Origin of the sequence: Streptomyces sp. NPDC002669 (assembly GCF_042889165.1) — a bacterium.
Classification (GTDB): Bacteria; Actinomycetota; Actinomycetes; order Streptomycetales; family Streptomycetaceae; genus Streptomyces.
On sequence record NZ_JBIAQQ010000005.1, the window covers coordinates 175,894 to 192,057 of the forward strand.

Consider the following 16,164-nt stretch of genomic DNA (forward strand, 5'->3'; position numbering starts at 1 on the left):
GGGGAGTGCCGCAGCGGTTTTCTGCGAGCGGGTTTCCGCGCGAAAGTCCTTGCTGTTCCAGCGCGTTCGCGTGCCCGAAATGGGGGTTCTGCGCTCCCGCAGAACCCCCCTTGCGACAGTAGGACGTTCTCCATCACGCCGGGTGACGCCGTGCAAGGGCGGGGTGCCCGGGGTATCAGCTGCCGAAGCGCTCCGGCTTGAGCTTGTTGAGCCAGGCGTGGATCACGCCGTTCCGCTCGATGCGGAGGAAGTCGGCCCTTCCGTCCCCGTCGACATCGGCGAACCGCACCTCCTGCGGGGGCACTCCGGAGTTCTTCGCGATCCTTCCGATCTCCCGGAACTCACCGCCCGCCCCCTTGCCGCCCACGTTGATCCAGGCACGGGCGCCGCCCTCGGCGGTGATCAGGATGCGGTCGTCACGCCGGTCCCCGTCGATGTCCGCGTACAGGATCTCCTCGGGCTCCGTCCGGACGCCGTCGATGTCCTCGGGCGGGGCCCAGTCCAGGTACTCCCGCCCGCCTGCGGACTGGAAATCCCTGTTGTACCAGGCCGTCGTCGTACCGTCCGGCTTGACCAGCAGGTAGTCGTCCCGCCCGCCTCCGGTGACGTCCGCGAACAGGACGCGGTCCTTCGGACCGACGGACGGCCGGTCGCCGGTGGCTCCTTGCGAGAACACGTCGGGGGTGCCGGTGTAGTCGTTCATGCACATGCGGGCGCCTGACGGATTCTCCTTCTTCCAGGTGCGCACCTTCATCCGGCCGTCCGGGTCGACGATCATGCAGTCGGGAAACTCGTCCCCGTCGATGTCACCGAAGCGGAGGGCGCTGCCCACGGCCCCGGCCGGAGGCGCGTAGGAGTTCTGCCCCGGGGCGAAGGGGTTCCAGCCCGTGTCCGAAGGGCCCTTGTTCCACCAGAACCGGAACTTCTGGTCCTTGTCGACCACGACGAATTCGGCCTTGGGGTCCTCCGGGTTGATGTTGACCATCCAGAACGTGCTCGTGGACGGGAACTTCTGGGGCTGGATGACGCCGCGATCCTCCCAGCCCGCGCCCAGCTTGTTCCCTCCCGCGTCCCCGGCCGGTGCGGCGGAGTCGGCGCCGGAGTCCGTTGTGGAGCCGGAGTCGGACTTCCAGGGCAGTGGGGCGAAGTACAGGGCCGTGACGGCGGCTGCGGAGACGAACAACGCGGCCAGGAGAAACACCGGGCGGAGGCGCCGACGGGAACGCGGGTGGGCGTGCGGGCGGGGCTGCGTGTCCCGGCCGGGTTCTTCCGCGGCGTCGCGCTTCTTGGCGGTGTCGCGTGCCTCGGCGGCGTCGTGGTGGTTGTCGGTGTTGTTGCGTTCCTTGGCCGCCCGGCGGGCCGCGGCGGCCATCACGGCGGCGTTGACGTAGCGGTCCTCGGGGTCCTTGGCGAGCGCCTGGGAGAGAAAAGCCCTGGTCGCTTCCGGAACGTCCTCGGGGAGGGCCGGCACCGGTTCCTCGATGTGCTTGAGGGCGACCTCGACGGGTGAAGCCCCTCTGAACATCGGTGTTCCGGTGATCAGTTCGTAGCAGACCGCGCCGATGGAGTAGAGATCGGAGGCCGGGAGGACGGGCAGACCCCGGGCCTGTTCGGGGGACATGTAGCGCGGTGTGCCGATGATCCCGTGCGGGTCGGTCAGCCGGGTGCCGGTCCCGGTGCGGGCGATGCCGAAATCGGTCACCGTGACCCGGCCGTCCTCGCGGAGCATCAGGTTCGACGGCTTGATGTCACGGTGCACGATGCCGAGCCGGTGCACGGTGTGCAGCGCGTCGAGCGCCTGGGCGGCGAGGTCGAGCACCCTGGCCGGCGGAAGGAGCCCGTGCTCCTCGCGCAGCTCCTCCAGCGTCTTTCCCTCGATGAGTTCCATGACGATGTACGCGACATGCGTCGCCGTGCCGTGACCGTCGCCGTTCCCGGGGAACGTCTGCTCGCCGTAGTCGTGGACACCGACGACGCCCGGATGCCGGATGGAGGCGAGGACCTTGGCCTCCTTCCGGAAGCGCGGGAGGAAGGAATTGTCCTCAAGTCCCGAGGGGCGAAGGAACTTGACGGCGACCTGGCGCTTGAGCACCTGGTCCTCGGCGCGCCAGACCTCGCCCATGGCGCCACCGCCCAGCCGTCCGACCAGTGCGTAACGGTCGTCGATCAGCGTCCCTCGACCCCACATGTCTGCATACCTCGCCATGTTCGTCACGCACGGAGCTTCTGGCGCCCGCCGTGCGTGGCGCGGCGCCCCGGAAAGGCTATGACTTCGCAGGGAAGCCCTCTGGTTGATCGTCAACCTGGCTGTAATCGCACGGCAGTTGTCCGGGAGGAAGCGCGTGCGGCGACCGAAGGGTCCGTTTCGGCGACATTTGGTAATCGAGCCGGTGCGGAGGGTAGCCTGTGGGTGTCGCGGCAGTTTTCTGCCAGCAGATTCCTGCGTGAATTTCTGTGCCTTTTCGACGCGTTCGCGCTCCTGGGTGGGGGTGTTCTGCGCCGACGCAGAACACTCCTTGCGGCAGCGGAACATTCTCCGTCACACTGGGTAACAAGTCCTGGGAGGCAGTAGATGATCACGGATGTGGAGTCGGTGACGCCCGCACTCTGCCGTCTTCAGTTAGGGCGTGAACTCCGGCAGCTCCGGCAGGAAGCCGGTCTCACATCGACCCAGGTCGTTCGCACTCTGATTCTGTAGCCCGTCGAAGCTGACGCGGTTGGAGACGGGGGAGAATTCGGTCGTGGAGACCTCGGACGTGATGGCGCTCTGCGAGATCTACAAGCCAGATCCCGAGAAGCGCGCTCTGCTGCTGGGGTATGCAGCCGTCACCAAGACCAAGAAGGACTGGTGGCAGTCGCCCGAGTACCGACCGGTCATCGCACCCACCTTCAAGGCGTACTTGGGGCTGGAAGCCACGGCCTCAGCTCTGCACAAGTACGAGGGTGAATTCGTCCCTGGCCTCCTCCAGACCGAAGACTACGTACGAGCCATTTACCAGGGAGCCTCCGGGAGGCTCTCCGCCGACGAGATCGACCGACTCGTCGGCGTACGGATGACGCGGCAGGAGGCATTGCGCCGCGATTCGGCTCCGCTCAAGTTCGCGGCGGTCGTCAACGAGGCGGTTCTCCGCCGCAAGGTCGGTAGTTCGGCCGTGATGCGTGCGCAGATGGAGCATCTGGCGGAGGTGGCCCAGCGGCCCTCGGTGCGGGTGCAGGTCGTCCCCTTCAAGGCGGGCGTGCACCCCGGGATGAACGGCGCCTTCACACTGCTCCGGTTCGACGACGCGGAGTCCATCGTCTATCTGGAGTACCTGGGCGGGGCCTCAGTCATGCGGAAGCGGGCCGATGTGGTCCTGTACGAAGAGGCGTTCAACGACCTCCAGATTCTTGCCGTGGGGCCGCAGGAGTCTCTCGGCATGATCAGAGAAGCAATCAAGGAGCATTGATCTACATGACCACTCATCAGCTCGTGGGTGCCCACTGGTTCAGGTCCAGCTACAGCAACAACCAGGGCGGCGAGTGCGTCGAGGGCGCTCGGCTCGACGGGCGGGTGATGGCTGTCCGGGATTCCAAGGACCCCGGGCAGGGCGTCTGCGTGTTCCCGGACGCCGCCTGGACCGCGTTCGTCACCTCAATCACCTCCAACGCCTGACGCGCCTCCCGAACGGAGGCCCCCGCCCCCGCCCCGGCGGGGGTCTCCGTCACGTTCCGGTGCTCCTCGGGCCGCGTTGCGGTGCGCCGGGTGGTGCTGAAGCCGTCGCGGAGGCCGGAGGAAGTGGCGCCGATGAGTTTCCGGCGATCGTGTGGTCTACCTTTCGACGAAGGGATCCACACCATGCGCAAGGTCATCGTTTGCACGTTCCTGACGCTCGACGGCGTCATGCAGGCACCGGGCGGTCCGGACGAGGACGCGGGGAGCGGTTTCGAGCACGGCGGCTGGCAGAAACCGGTGGCCGACGACGAGGTCGGCGCGGCCATCGCCGGCTGGTACGAGCACTCCGACGCGATGCTGCTCGGCCGCAAGACGTACGAGATCTTCGCGTCGTACTGGCCGACCGCCGATCCCGGCAATCCGTTCACCGAGCGGATGAACAGCATGCACAAGTACGTCGCCTCCCGGACCCTGACGTCCGTCCAGTGGCAGAACTCCACGCTGTTGGAGGGCGACATCGTCGATGCCGTACGTACGTTGAAGGCGTCCGATGGCGGCAACATCAACGTCGTCGGCAGCGGCGACCTCGCCCAGACCCTCATGCGGCACGACCTCGTCGACGAGTACCGGCTGACCATCCACCCGGTGATCATCGGCACCGGCAAGCGGCTGTTCGCCGACGGAGCGGTCCCCACCGCGCTGGAGCCGGTCAGCGTCTCGACGACGACGGGCGGCACTGTCCTCGGCATCTACCGGCCGAAGGGCGAGCCCGGTTACGACAGCTACTGATGCCGTGCGCCGCGGGATTCCCGCCCCGCGGTCGTCACGACCGGGCGGTGCCCGGCGCACCAAACGCAACGAAGTCCCGGGGTTACGCTCGTCGGCATGTCGAACCGGGTTCCTTTCAGCGAGGCGCTGCTCTCCACCGTGGGCACTCCCGAGCGGGTCGAACTCCTGGGCAGCAGCCCGCGGTCGCGGGTGTGGCGGGTGCGGCCGGCCGACCGGCGGCCGGTGATCGTCAAGCAGATCGTCGACGGCGGGGACGCGGCAGCCGACGCGGACACGCGCTTCGCGCGGGAGGTCGCCGGGCTGCGCCTGGCGGGGCGGGCCGCCGGGCCCGCCGTGGCCCCCGCGCTGCTCGCCACGGACCCGTCCTCGCGGGTGATGGTCCTGGAGCACCTGGAAGACCTCGGCAGGACGGACGACTGGATGCCGGGGTACGCCGAGTCGCTCGCCCGGCTGCACGCCCTGACCGGGCCCGCCGACGCGGGCGCACTGCCGGTCTGGTCGGGGCCCACGGCCGCCGACGCGGAGTCCTTCCTCGCCCTGGCAAGGGCGCTCGACGTGCCCGTGCCGCCCGCGGTTCCCGATGAACTCGCCGGTCTCCTGGAGCGGTTGGACCCCACCCCGTACCACGCGCTGCTGCACGGCGATCCCTGTCCCGGCAACGACGTGCGCACCGCCGACGGCGTCCGCTTCGTCGACTTCGAGGGGGCCTCGCTCGGCAACGGCCTGACCGAACTCGCCTACTTCCGCATCGGTTTCCCCACCTGCTGGTGTGCCATGTCGGTCACGGCGGCCCCGCTCGCGGAGGTCGAGGACGTCTACCGGACCACCTGGCGCGGCCTCACCGGGAAGGACGTGCCGGGTGACCTCGCCGACGCGTGTGCGGGCTGGCTGATCCGGGGCGACGCGCTCGTCGAGCGGGCCCACCGCGGGACGGTCGACCAGTTCGCCCGGGTGCCCTCCGAGGACTTCGAGTGGGGCTACATCTCCGCCCGCGAGCGGCTCGTCCACCGCCTGGGCGTGGTCGCCGACATGACCCGCGACCACGACCACCTGCACGCCGTCGGCCGCCTCGGCTCCGCCCTGGCCGCCCGCCTGCTCCAGCAGTGGCCGCAGCTGCGTCCACTGCCCGCGCACGACACCCGCCCCTGGTACTAGGGCGTGGGCCGAAGGCGGCTCATCGCCTGGTCCCAGAGCGAGGGGACCGCTCCGTCGGCCGGCAGCGGTTCCGTCGGGGACGGGACGGGGCCCGAGGCGTGCGAACGGGTCAGGTCCCGGTGGGCCGTGTCCAGCTCGGGCGCGGGAGTCGCGCGGGGTTTCCGCACCCGTGAGCGGTTCGCCTCCCGCGTCACCCGTTCCAGCTCGGGTGCGGCATGCGCCGCCAGCCAGTCCGGGCCGTGCAGCGCGGACTCCAGGTCGTCCAGGGCGCGCAGCGGGTCCTTGACGTGGTCGGCGATCAGCAGGCCGCGGACGAAGCGGAGCACGGCCCGGTCGCCGGGGCGCTCGACCCAGGTGCTCAGCGCCATGTCGCAGCAGTGCAGCGCGGTCTTCGGCTGATGGTGCAGCAGGGCCGAGCACACGTCCATCAGCCAGGCGTCCGGGGTGAACGATCCTCCGCCGCCGACCCGCCACGCCATCGCCGTGCGGTACAGCCCGTACCAGTCGCCCGCGTCGAGCAGTTCGAGACACTGCTCGCGCCACCACGAAGCGGGACGCCCGGCGGGCCGGGCAGACGTCGCACCCATGCCCGGAACTCTACCGAGCAGGACGTACGCCCCCACCGACGGCATGGAGTCCGGTGGGGGCGTACGTGGGGTGGGCCCGGGTCGGGGCCCCTGGCAGGGGTGCCGAGTGGGGAATCAGCAGCTCTGCCAGAGCCGGGTCATGACGCGGACGCCGAAGCGCAGGCCCTCCAGCGGGACGCGTTCGTCCACGCCGTGGAACAGCCGGCCGTAGTCCAGGTCGTGCGGGAGCTTGAGGCCCTTGAAGCCGAAGCAGCGGATGCCGAGGTGGGTGAATGCCTTGGCGTCGGTGCCGCCCGGGTTGCAGTACGGGACCGGGTGGCCGTCCGGGTCCTCGGCGCGCACGGCGGCGCACATGGCGTCGACCAGCGGCCCGTCGAACGTGGTCTCCATCGCGATGTCGTGGTTGACCCACTCGCGGGTGACCGAGGGGAGCAGGAGGCTGTCGATCGTGTCGATCAGCTCCTGTTCGTGGCCGGGGAGGAAGCGGCCGTCCACCCGGGCGGTGGCCTTTCCGGGGATGACGTTGGTCTGGTAGCCGGCGGAGAACATGGTGGGGTTCGCGGAGTTGCGGAGCACCACCTGCATGAAGTCGGCGACGTGTCCCAGCTTGGCCAGTTCGGCGTCCAGGTCCTCGGCGTCGAGGTCGAGCTCCACGCCCTGGAGGCCGGCGGCCTCCTGGAGCAGTGCCCGCACCGGTTCGATCAGCCGGACGGGGAAGGTGTGGCGGCCGATGCGGGTCAGCGACTCGGCGAGGTCGGTGACCGCGTTCTCGTCGTTGGGCGAGGAGCCGTGGCCGGCCCGCCCGGTCGCCGTCAGCTCCATCCAGGCCATGCCGCGCTGGGCGTTCTCGATCGGGTAGAGGCGCCGGGTGTCGTCCAGCGCGTACGAGAATCCGCCGCCCTCGCCGATCGCCTCGGTGACTTCGGCGAACAGCTCCGGGCGGTGCTCGACCAGCCAGTGGGCGCCGAACTTCCCGCCCGCCTCCTCGTCGGCGAGGAAGGCCAGGACCAGGTCGCGCGACGGCCTGGTGCCGGTGCGGGCGAAGTGCCGGGCGGTGGCCAGCATGACGGCCACCGTGTCCTTCATGTCGATCGCGCCGCGCCCCCACAGGTAGCCGTCGCGGATCTCGCCGGAGAACGGCGGGACCTGCCACTCGGCGGCGTCGGCGGGCACCACGTCCAGGTGGCCGTGGACCAGGAGGGCACCGCGCTCCGGGTCGGCGCCCGCGATCCGGGCGATGACGTTGGCGCGGCCCGGGGCGGACTCGACCAACTCGGAGTCGATGCCCGCCTCGGCGAGGCGGCCCACCACCCAGTCGGCGCAGGCGCGCTCGTCGCTGGTGGGGTTGGAGGTGTCGAACCGGATCAGTTCGGCGCAGAGCCCGATGACCTCGTCCTGGGCCTCGGCCGAGGCCGGGACGAGCGGGGCGGCGGTGGGGTCGGGGGTGGTCATGCTGCTCCCACAGGGGTTGTCGCGCGGGCGGCGGGGGCGGAGACGTCCTCGTCGTCCAGGGTGGAGGTGCCGTACGGCTTCACCCAGCCCAGCAGGCCGAGGACGCTGTACAGGACGAACGCGGTGGCCAGCGAGTTCAGGGCCGGGATGCCGCCGTCGTAGAACTTGCCGACGCAGAACGCCGCGATCCAGATGGCGATGGACATCGGGACCCAGGTCGGCGAGGACGTCGGCAGGGTCTCGGACTCGCGGGTCTCGTCCAGCGGCTTGCGCATCCGCTTCACGACCCAGTACTCGGCCACGATGATGCCGCCGATGGGCGGGATGGCGACGCCGAGGACGGAGAGGAACTCGGTGAAGTGGGTCATGATCCCGACCGCGGACAGGGCCGTGCCCGCGATGCCGAGCACGATCGTGACCGCGCCGCGGTGCAGCCGCTTGCGGAAGACGACCTGGAAGAAGTTGACGACGCCGAGCGAGGAGCCGTACAGGTTCCAGTCATTGATCTTGGCGGTGGACATCAGGACCACGATCACGCCGAAGGCGCCGGAGGTGGAGAGCACGATGTGCGAGACCTCGCTGCTCTTGACCAGGTGGCCGAGGAGCACGCCGGTCAGGCCGACGATGTACTCGGAGAGGATCATCGACGAGGCGCTCTGCAGGAAGACGTGCGAGCCCTTCCGGTTGTACCGGGTCATCTCCGGGGACACGATCGCGCCGGTCATGTAGCCGCCCGCGATGGCGGTGGCGGCGACGGCGAGCGGGATCGTCTCGCCGGGCGGCGGGGAGCTGATCAGCTCACCGATGGAGTGGTCCTTCAGCGTCGATATGACCGACCAGGCGACCATCGCGAAGAACAGCGGCGTGACGATCTTGGCGAAGGTGGCCATGTACTTGAAGCCGAAGATCACCAGGGCGGTGATGGCGATGCCGGCCAGCACGCACCACATCCAGGCCGGGCCGCCGATCAGCGCCGAGACGCTGTTGCCGAAGATCGTGTTCTGGACGCCGAACCAGCCGACCAGGCTGACCGCGATGATGAAGCTGACCAGCGCCGAGCCGTTGCGGCCGAAGCCGACCCAGCGGGTCAGCATGGGCGTCGCCAGGCCCTCGCGCATGCCGGCCAGGCCGATCGCGAAGATCACGACCTCCAGGATCACCGCGCCGAGCGTGAAGGCGAGGAAGGCGTCCCCGAAGGTCATGCCGACGCCGATGGTGGCGCCGAGGGTGAACTGCGAGATCGAGCCGGACTGGGCCAGCCACTGGAGCAGCATCGACCAGAAGCCGAAGCGCTTGTCGCGCGGGACGCGGGACAGCGAGTAGTCGTCGCTGCCGATGGCCTTGGACTCGGGGGCCCCGGCCTCGGCCTGCGGGGTGGCTGCCATCAGGACTCCTGGGGTGTGCGGCCGAAGGTCTGCAGGTGCGCCAGCGACCCGTAGCGGTTGACGAGGTTGTCGAACTCCACCGCGTCGTGGAAGTCCAGGTGGCCGCTGCCGTAGCCCTTGGCGACCTCCACGGCGTAGCGGGCGGCGGACGCGATGTCCGTCTCGTGGCTCGCGCCCGTACCGCAGCCCGGCACCGCGGCGGCCGAGGTGATGGCCAGACCGATGACCGGGGCGGTCGTCGCGGTGGAGGGCTGGAGGATCGAATTGATGTGGTGTGCCCCATTACCGTACGGGGTGATGTCCTGCGTGGTCACCGGATACGTGACCAACGGCTCACCCGTCACCACGGCCAGCAGCTCGCCGAGCGGCTCGCTGACCCGGAGCACCCAGCCCTCCTTGACGGTGGGCGACAGGGCGAGGCCCTTGTGGTTGATGATCCGGTTGCCCTTGGTGGTGTCGATGGAGAGCACGGCCTCCATCTCGTCGGTCACCTCGTGCCGGTTCATGGTGGCGATGTCCACGGGCGAGCCCATGAACGGCACCGGGTCGTGCGGCTCGGTCGGCGCGTTCGGGCAGATGTGGGTGGCCACGATCACATCGCCGGGCAGTACGTCGCCGCGGCGGCGCATGTCCAGCAGCTTGGCGGCGGCGGCGAGCGCGGAGACCGCGCCGTCGGCGTCGGAGACCAGACCGGTCACCTCGGGCCGGGCACCGATGCCGCCGAGCCGGCCCACCACGCCCAGGGTGCGGGCGTCGCCCCCGGCCGAACGCCCTCGCGAGCCCGGGACGCGGACCATCACGAAGTCCGTCGAGCCCTGCTCGCCGATGACCGTGGTGGCCTTCGCGGACGAGCCCTCGGCGCCGCTCACGGAGTCGAGGTACTCGACGACCGTCTTGCCATTGACCTGGGGATCGTCCAACAGATCGACGATGTCCAGCACGTACTTCAACATGGGGGGCCTTTCTCGCTCACCCGGTCTCACCGATCCCGCTGATCCGGACACCCGGGCTGATCCGGACACCCGGGCCGACGCTCGACGGGAGGAAGTGCGGGGCGGGGTGCTGAGGCCACATTCGGGATCGGATAGCGTTGAACGCAACTGTTTCCCGTTATTTGCAATTCAGGTCTGAATGGTGAGATGACGATGGCGGACTTCGATCTGGACCGGCGCACCCCCGCCGGGGCCCTGCAAACCGTCGACCGGGCGCTCCTCGTGCTGCTCGCCTTCGAGCGGACCCGGCCCGACTGGGGCGTCACCGAGGTCGCCGAGGAGTTCGGCTGGGACACCTCGGTGGCCCAGCGGCTGCTCGCCACCCTCGCCGGGCGCGGCTTCCTGGTCTCCGACCCGGTCACCCGCCGCTACCGGATCGGCCCCGCCGTGCTGCGCCTGGGCAGGCTCTGGGAGCGGTCCGGGTCGCTGGAGCTGCTGGCCGGACCGGTCCTGGAGGAGCTGTGCCGGGTCACCGGCGACACGGTGCTCTTCTGCCTGCCGGACAGCTTCCACATGCGGTGCGTCGCCGCCGAGGAGGGCGTGGCCGGGCCGCTGCGCTACTACCCGCTGGTCGGTGAGCTCTACCCGGCGCACGCCGGGGCGACCAGCAAGTCGTACTACGCGTACCTGCCCGACGAGCAGCGCCACCGGCTCTTCCGGGGCCGCCCCATGGCCCGGTTCACCGACCGGACGGTCACCGACCCGGACCGGCTGGAGGAGGAGTTCCTCAAGATCCGGGCCCAGGGCCACGCCTGGACGGTCGGCGAGTACGACACCGGCATCGCGACCGTCGCCGTACCGGTCTTCCTCGGCCGCGAACCGTACGGCAGCCTCAGCCTCGGCGGCGCCGAGGAACTCTTCTCGGGGGCGCCGGACGACCGGCTCGACGCGCTGCGGCACGCCGCCCAGCTGCTGGAGAAGCGGCTCACCCACCCGCCGCAGCGCCCCAGGCCCCGGGCCCGCCGCCCCCGCACCACCTGACGACCCGGAAGCGACCCGAGAGGAACCCGATGAATCTGCTGCTGCTCTCCAACTCCACCCAGTACGGCCGTGGTTACCTGGAACACGCCCTCGACACCGTCACCGCGTTCCTGCCCGAGGGCGCCCGGCTGGCCTTCGTCCCCTACGCGCTCGCCGACCACGACACGTACACCGCGCGCGTCCGCGGCGCCCTCGAACCGGCCGGGATCACCGTCCGCGGTGTCCACGAGAACCCCGACCCGATCGCCGAACTCGCCGCTTCCGACGCCGTGTTCATCGGCGGCGGCAACTCCTTCCGGCTGCTGAGCGCCCTGTACCGGACCGGTCTGCGGGAGGCCGTGGCCGAGGCGGTGCGCGACGGGCTGCCGTACATGGGGGCCAGCGCCGGTACGAACATGGCGGCGCCCACCCTGCGCACCACCAACGACATGCCCATCGTGCAGCCGCCGTCCTTCGAGACGCTCGGCCTCGTCCCGTTCCAGATCAACCCGCACTACCTGGACCCGGACCCGGCCAGCACCCACAAGGGCGAGACCCGCGAGGAGCGGCTCACCGAGTTCCTGGAGGAGAACGACGTGCCGGTGCTCGGCCTGCGCGAGGGCTCGTGGCTGCGGGTCGAGGGGGAGCTGGCCCGGGTGCAGGGCGCCCGCCCCGCCCGGCTGTTCACCCGCGGCGCACCGCCGCAGGAGCTGCCGGCCGGGGCGGACGTCTCTCATCTGCTCACCACGACACCGCGGTTCGACGCCCCGGTGCGTTGACGCCCAGCACCAGATCGGTGTCGACCGGCAGGCCGTCACCCGGGTACGTCGCCGGGCAGGCGCGTGGCGCGTACCCGGCGGCCGAACCGGCCAGCACGAAGTTCCCGCCGGCCGGGGCGGGCAGGACGTAGCGGCCGTGCTCGTCGGTCACGGCGAGACCGGCCTGCCGGCCCCGGTGGTCGATCAGCGTGACGTTGGCGCGGGCCACCGGCACCCCGTCCGTGCCCACCACCCGGCCGCGGAAGCCGCCCGAACCGGCCACGGTGCGGGACGCGGTGGGAGCGGGGGCCGGGGCGGGCTCCTCGATGTCGTCCTCGCTGCTCGCCAGGAGGGCCGGGCGCAGCGCCTCGCGCCGCGCGGGCAGGAACGAGGCCAGCACCAGCCCGACCACCACCGCGCCCATCGCGATCAGGAACGAGATGCGGAACCCCTCCATCGAGGGCAGCGGTCCCGCGGCCGTCGGGAGGGCGGTGTCGGCCAGCACCATGCCGATCACGGCGCTCGACACCGAGGTGCCGATCGAGCGCATCAGGGTGTTCAGGCCGTTGGCCGCGCCCGTCTCGGACGGGTCGACGGCGCCGATGATCAGCGCGGGCAGCGAGGAGTACGCGAGCCCGATGCCGGCCCCGATCGTCACCGCGATCAGCACGGTCTGCCAGGCGGCGCCCATCAGGCCGAGCCCCGCGCCGTAGCCGACCGCGATGACCAGCAGGCCGAGCATCAGCGACACCTTGGGGCCCCGGCGGGCCGACAGCCGGGCGTACAGCGGGGCGACGAACATCATCGTCAGACCGAGCGGCGCCACGCACAGCCCGGCGACCACCATCGAATGTCCCAGGCCGTACCCCGTGGACGTGGGCAGCTGGAGCAGCTGCGGCAGGATCAGCGAGACGGCGTAGAAGGCGACCCCGACCATGACCGAGGCGAGGTTGGTCAGCAGCACCTCGCGCCGGGCGGAGGTCCGCAGGTCGACCAGCGGGGTCGGGCTGCGCAGTTCGAACAGGCCCCACAGGAGGAGGACCACCAGGGCGGCGGCGAACAGCCCGATCACGGCGCCCGAGGTCCAGCCCCAGTCACCGCCCTTGGTGATGGGCAGCAGCAGGCAGACCAGGCCGAGCGACAGTCCGAGCGCGCCGACCAGGTCGAACCGGCCGGGCGCGCGCAGTTCGGGCTCCGGCACCATCAGGGCGGTGAGCGCCATCGACAGCACGCCGAGCGCGGCCGAGCCGAAGAACAGGGTGTGCCAGTCGAAGTGCTGGGCGACCAGCGCGGCGGCGGGCAGCGCGAGGCCGCCGCCCACCCCGATCGAGGAACTCATCAGCGCCATCGCCGAGCCGAGCTTCTCGCGCGGCAGCTCGTCGCGCATGATGCCGATGCCCAGCGGGATGGCGCCCATCGCGAAGCCCTGGAGCGCCCGCCCCGCGATCATGACGACGAGATCGTCGGTGAAGGCGCATATGAGGGAGCCGACCACCATCACGGCGAGGCTGGCGAGCAGCATCCGGCGCTTGCCGTGCAGGTCGCCGAGGCGGCCCATGATCGGGGTGGCGACGGCCCCCGCGAGCAGCGTCGAGGTCAGCACCCAGGTGGCGTCGGCCGGGTCGGTGCGCAGCAGGGCGGGCAGGTCCTTGATGACGGGGACGAGCAGGGTCTGCATCACCGCGACGGTGATACCCGCGAAGGCGAGTACGGGGACGACGCCGCCGCCCGCCCGGGGTGCGGACGGTTCGGCGGGTTCCCCGGCGTGCTGTTCGTTCGACGTCTGTGGCATGCGTGCGGCCTCCGGGCGGCGGGGTCGAGTGCGGTGAAGGGTCCGGCGGAGTGTGCGGGCCCGGCGAGGTGCGCGGGCCCGACGGCGGGCGGGGCCGCCCGCCAAGTGCGTGCAGGGTGAAACCTTCCGGTCGTCCAAGGTATTCCGGAAAACGCGGAACGCACGGGGCGCGAGGGCGCACCGGCCCCGTGCGGAGGGGCACTTGACCCGGGCGAGGGCGCGCACGGTACGAACCGCACGGCGGCCCGGGGTGGTGACGCGCGGGCGTGTGCGGCGGTTCCGGCCTCGTGGCGCGCGGGCGTGCGCGGTGGTTCCGGTATCCCGGTGCGCGGGCGCGCGCGGCCGTTCCCGGAGGGGTCGGGGAGAGTCGGCGGTTTCCTGACCTTCCGTCAGATTGAAACGTGTTCTACTCTTGCGCCGTTCCAGTGGCTGCGACCGGCGAGGATCCGCATGGGCATCGGAATCACCGAAGAACACAGGGAGTTGGCGCAGGCCGTACGGGGCGTGCTGGCGCGCGCCGTACCGTCCGAGGAGCTTCGCGCGCTCCTCGACGCGGACGGCACCGGCGCCCCCGGCGGGCGGCCCGGGTACTGGGACGTCCTCGCCGAACAGGGCCTGCTCGCCCTCCACCTCCCCGAGGAGCACGGCGGCGGGGGCGGCGGGCTCCTCGACCTGGCCGTGGTCCTGGAGGAGGCGGGCCGGGCCGCGCTCCCCGGGCCGTACCTGGCGAACGCCCTCGCCGGTGCCGTACTGCACGCGGCGGGCGGCGGCGAACCGCTGCCCGCCCTCGCCTCCGGCAGCCGGGTCGGCGCCGCCGCCCTGGGCCCCGGCACCCTCACCGCCGTCGAACAACAGGGCGGCTACCTGCTCGACGGCGCCTCCCCGCCCGTCCTCTCCGGCGCCGACGCGGACCTGCTCCTGCTCGCCGCCGAATCGGCCTCCGGCACCATCTGGCTGGCCGTCGACGCCGCCGCCGACGGGCTGACCGCGCACCCGCACCGGGGCGCCGACCCGACCCGCCGCACGGCCGACGTCGTGGCCCAGGGCGTCCTCGTCCCCGCGGAGCGCCTCGTACGGACCGACACCGCGCACGTCCGCGACCTCGCCGCCGTCCTCCTCGCCGCGGAAGCCTGCGGAACCGCCGCCAAGGCCCTCGACCTCGCCGCCGAACACGCCAGGACGCGCGAACAGTTCGGCCGTCCCATCGGACAGTTCCAGGGCATCAAGCACCTCTGCGCCGACATGCTCGTCCGGGTCGAGCGGGCCCGCGCGCTGGTGTGGGACGCGGCCCGCGCCGCCGACGGCGAGAAGGACCCGGACGTACGGTCCATGGTCGCCGCCCTCGCCGCTTCGGACGCCCTCGACGCGGCATACGGCTGCGCCAAGGACTGTATCCAGATCCTCGGCGGCATCGGCTTCACCTGGGAGCACGACGCCCACCTGTACCTGCGCCGGGCCCTGGTGGCACGGCAGCTGCTGGGCGCCGGGGACGCCCACCGGCTGCGGGCCGTGCGGCTGGCCGGGAGCGGCGCCCGCCGCGAACTGGCCCTCGAACTCCCCGAACGGGCCGCCGCCCACCGCGCCGAGGCACACCGGGTCGTGGCGGCCGCCCGCGGCCTCGACCCGAAGGAGGCCCGCCGCGCCCTCGCCCCCACCGGCTACGCCGCCCCGCACCTGCCCGCCCCCTGGGGCCTGGGCGCCGACCCCGTACAACAGCTGGTCGTACAACAGGAGTTGGCGGAACAGGGGGTGCGGATCAGCGACCTGGGGATCGCCACCTGGGTGGTGCCCTCACTCATCGCCCACGGCACGGCCGCCCAACGGGAGCGCTATCTTCCGCCCACACTGCGCGGCGAACTCCTGTGGTGCCAGCTGTTCTCGGAGCCCGGCGCGGGCTCCGACCTCGCCTCGCTGCGCACCAGGGCGGAGCGCACCGAGGAGGGCTGGCGGATCAACGGCCAGAAGGTCTGGACGAGCGCCGCCCGCAGCGCCGACCACGGCATCCTGCTCGCCAGGACCGACCCCGACGCCCCCAAGCACCGGGGACTCGGCTACTTCGTCGTCGACATGCGGAACACCCCGGGCATCGACATCCGGCCGCTGAAGGAGATCACCGGCGACTCCCTCTTCAACGAGGTGTACTTCGACGACGTCCTGCTGCCCGCCGACGCCGTCGTCGGCGAACCCGGCGACGGCTGGCGGGTCGCCCGGCACACCCTGGGCAACGAACGCGTCCACATGGCCGACCAGATGACCTTCGACACCGGCCTGGAGGCGCTGATCGCCCGCTGCGGCGAACTCGACGGCGCCCACCGGGCCCGCGTCGGAGCGCTCGCCGCCGAGGCGCACGCGCTGGGCTGCATCGGACTGCGGACCACCCTGCGCCAGGTCTCCGGCCTCGAACCCGGCGCGGGGGCCTCCGTGCGCAAGCTCGTCCAGACCACCCACCAGCAGAAGGTCGCGGAACTGGCCCTCGAACTCCTCGGACCGGCCGGCGCCACGGGCGAGGGTGCCGGGCAGCGGGCCCTGCACGGCTTCCTGATGTCCCGCTGCCTGACCATCGCGGGCGGCACCACCCAGGTCCAGCTCAATGTCGTCGCCGAGCGCATCCTCGGCCTCCCGCGCGATTGAAAGGACCCACC

12 protein-coding genes and 1 pseudogene are annotated in these 16,164 nt (G+C 71.3%); 7 read left to right on the forward strand and 6 right to left on the reverse strand.

What is annotated here, in order from left to right:
- Window positions 1-175 precede the first annotated feature (175 nt).
- Complete coding sequence (locus ACFYW1_RS09815; RefSeq protein ID WP_388989684.1) at window positions 176-2,188, reverse strand: protein kinase; 2,013 nt, start codon at window positions 2,186-2,188, stop codon at window positions 176-178.
- 384 nt (window positions 2,189-2,572) lie between these two features.
- On the opposite strand from ACFYW1_RS09815, the pseudogene ACFYW1_RS09820 reads away from it, so the two are divergent.
- The 4 genes and pseudogenes from ACFYW1_RS09820 to ACFYW1_RS09835 all read left to right on the forward strand — a co-directional run bounded on the left by ACFYW1_RS09820 (window position 2,573) and on the right by ACFYW1_RS09835 (window position 5,596).
- Window positions 2,573-3,446: pseudogene (locus tag ACFYW1_RS09820) on the forward strand (helix-turn-helix domain-containing protein).
- 5 nt (window positions 3,447-3,451) lie between these two features.
- Window positions 3,452-3,652 carry a DUF397 domain-containing protein gene (locus ACFYW1_RS09825; RefSeq protein ID WP_388989686.1) on the forward strand — a complete coding sequence of 67 codons (201 nt, stop codon included), beginning with the start codon at window positions 3,452-3,454 and terminating at the stop codon, window positions 3,650-3,652.
- Window positions 3,653-3,835: 183 nt separating this feature from the next.
- On the forward strand, window positions 3,836-4,441 hold the full coding sequence (locus tag ACFYW1_RS09830; protein WP_388989688.1) for a dihydrofolate reductase family protein: 606 nt from the start codon (window positions 3,836-3,838) through the stop codon (window positions 4,439-4,441).
- A gap of 96 nt (window positions 4,442-4,537) precedes the next feature.
- A complete protein-coding gene (locus ACFYW1_RS09835; RefSeq protein ID WP_388989690.1) occupies window positions 4,538-5,596 on the forward strand; it encodes a phosphotransferase in 1,059 nt (352 codons plus the stop codon).
- On the opposite strand, the gene ACFYW1_RS09840 is transcribed toward ACFYW1_RS09835, so the two are convergent.
- From ACFYW1_RS09840 to ACFYW1_RS09855, 4 genes are all read right to left on the reverse strand, one after another.
- Window positions 5,593-6,183: a hypothetical protein gene (locus ACFYW1_RS09840; protein WP_388989692.1), complete on the reverse strand. Its 591-nt coding sequence runs from the start codon at window positions 6,181-6,183 to the stop codon at window positions 5,593-5,595. The genes ACFYW1_RS09835 and ACFYW1_RS09840 overlap by 4 nt on opposite strands.
- A gap of 114 nt (window positions 6,184-6,297) precedes the next feature.
- Window positions 6,298-7,635, reverse strand: coding sequence for a M20/M25/M40 family metallo-hydrolase (locus ACFYW1_RS09845; RefSeq protein WP_388989694.1), 1,338 nt, complete (start codon window positions 7,633-7,635; stop codon window positions 6,298-6,300).
- Window positions 7,632-9,020 (reverse strand): cytosine permease, encoded by a 1,389-nt coding sequence (locus tag ACFYW1_RS09850; protein ID WP_388989697.1) that lies wholly within the window; start codon window positions 9,018-9,020, stop codon window positions 7,632-7,634. Before ACFYW1_RS09850 ends, ACFYW1_RS09845 begins: the two co-directional genes overlap by 4 nt.
- Window positions 9,020-9,973: a DUF1177 domain-containing protein gene (locus tag ACFYW1_RS09855; protein WP_388989699.1), complete on the reverse strand. Its 954-nt coding sequence runs from the start codon at window positions 9,971-9,973 to the stop codon at window positions 9,020-9,022. The genes ACFYW1_RS09850 and ACFYW1_RS09855 overlap by 1 nt, the downstream gene beginning before the upstream one ends.
- Window positions 9,974-10,165: 192 nt before the next feature.
- On the opposite strand from ACFYW1_RS09855, the gene ACFYW1_RS09860 reads away from it, so the two are divergent.
- A complete protein-coding gene (locus tag ACFYW1_RS09860; RefSeq protein WP_388989701.1) occupies window positions 10,166-10,993 on the forward strand; it encodes an IclR family transcriptional regulator in 828 nt (275 codons plus the stop codon).
- 29 nt (window positions 10,994-11,022) lie between these two features.
- Window positions 11,023-11,751 (forward strand): dipeptidase PepE, encoded by a 729-nt coding sequence (gene pepE, locus ACFYW1_RS09865; protein WP_388989704.1) that lies wholly within the window; start codon window positions 11,023-11,025, stop codon window positions 11,749-11,751.
- On the opposite strand, the gene ACFYW1_RS09870 is transcribed toward pepE, so the two are convergent.
- A complete protein-coding gene (locus ACFYW1_RS09870) occupies window positions 11,714-13,522 on the reverse strand; it encodes an MFS transporter (protein ID WP_388989706.1) in 1,809 nt (602 codons plus the stop codon). The genes pepE and ACFYW1_RS09870 overlap by 38 nt on opposite strands.
- Window positions 13,523-13,972: 450 nt before the next feature.
- Here ACFYW1_RS09870 and ACFYW1_RS09875 point away from each other — a divergent pair, with 450 nt between their 5' ends.
- Entirely contained in the window at window positions 13,973-16,153 is a 2,181-nt protein-coding gene (locus tag ACFYW1_RS09875) for an acyl-CoA dehydrogenase (RefSeq protein WP_388989708.1), read from the forward strand.
- Window positions 16,154-16,164: the final 11 nt, after the last annotated feature.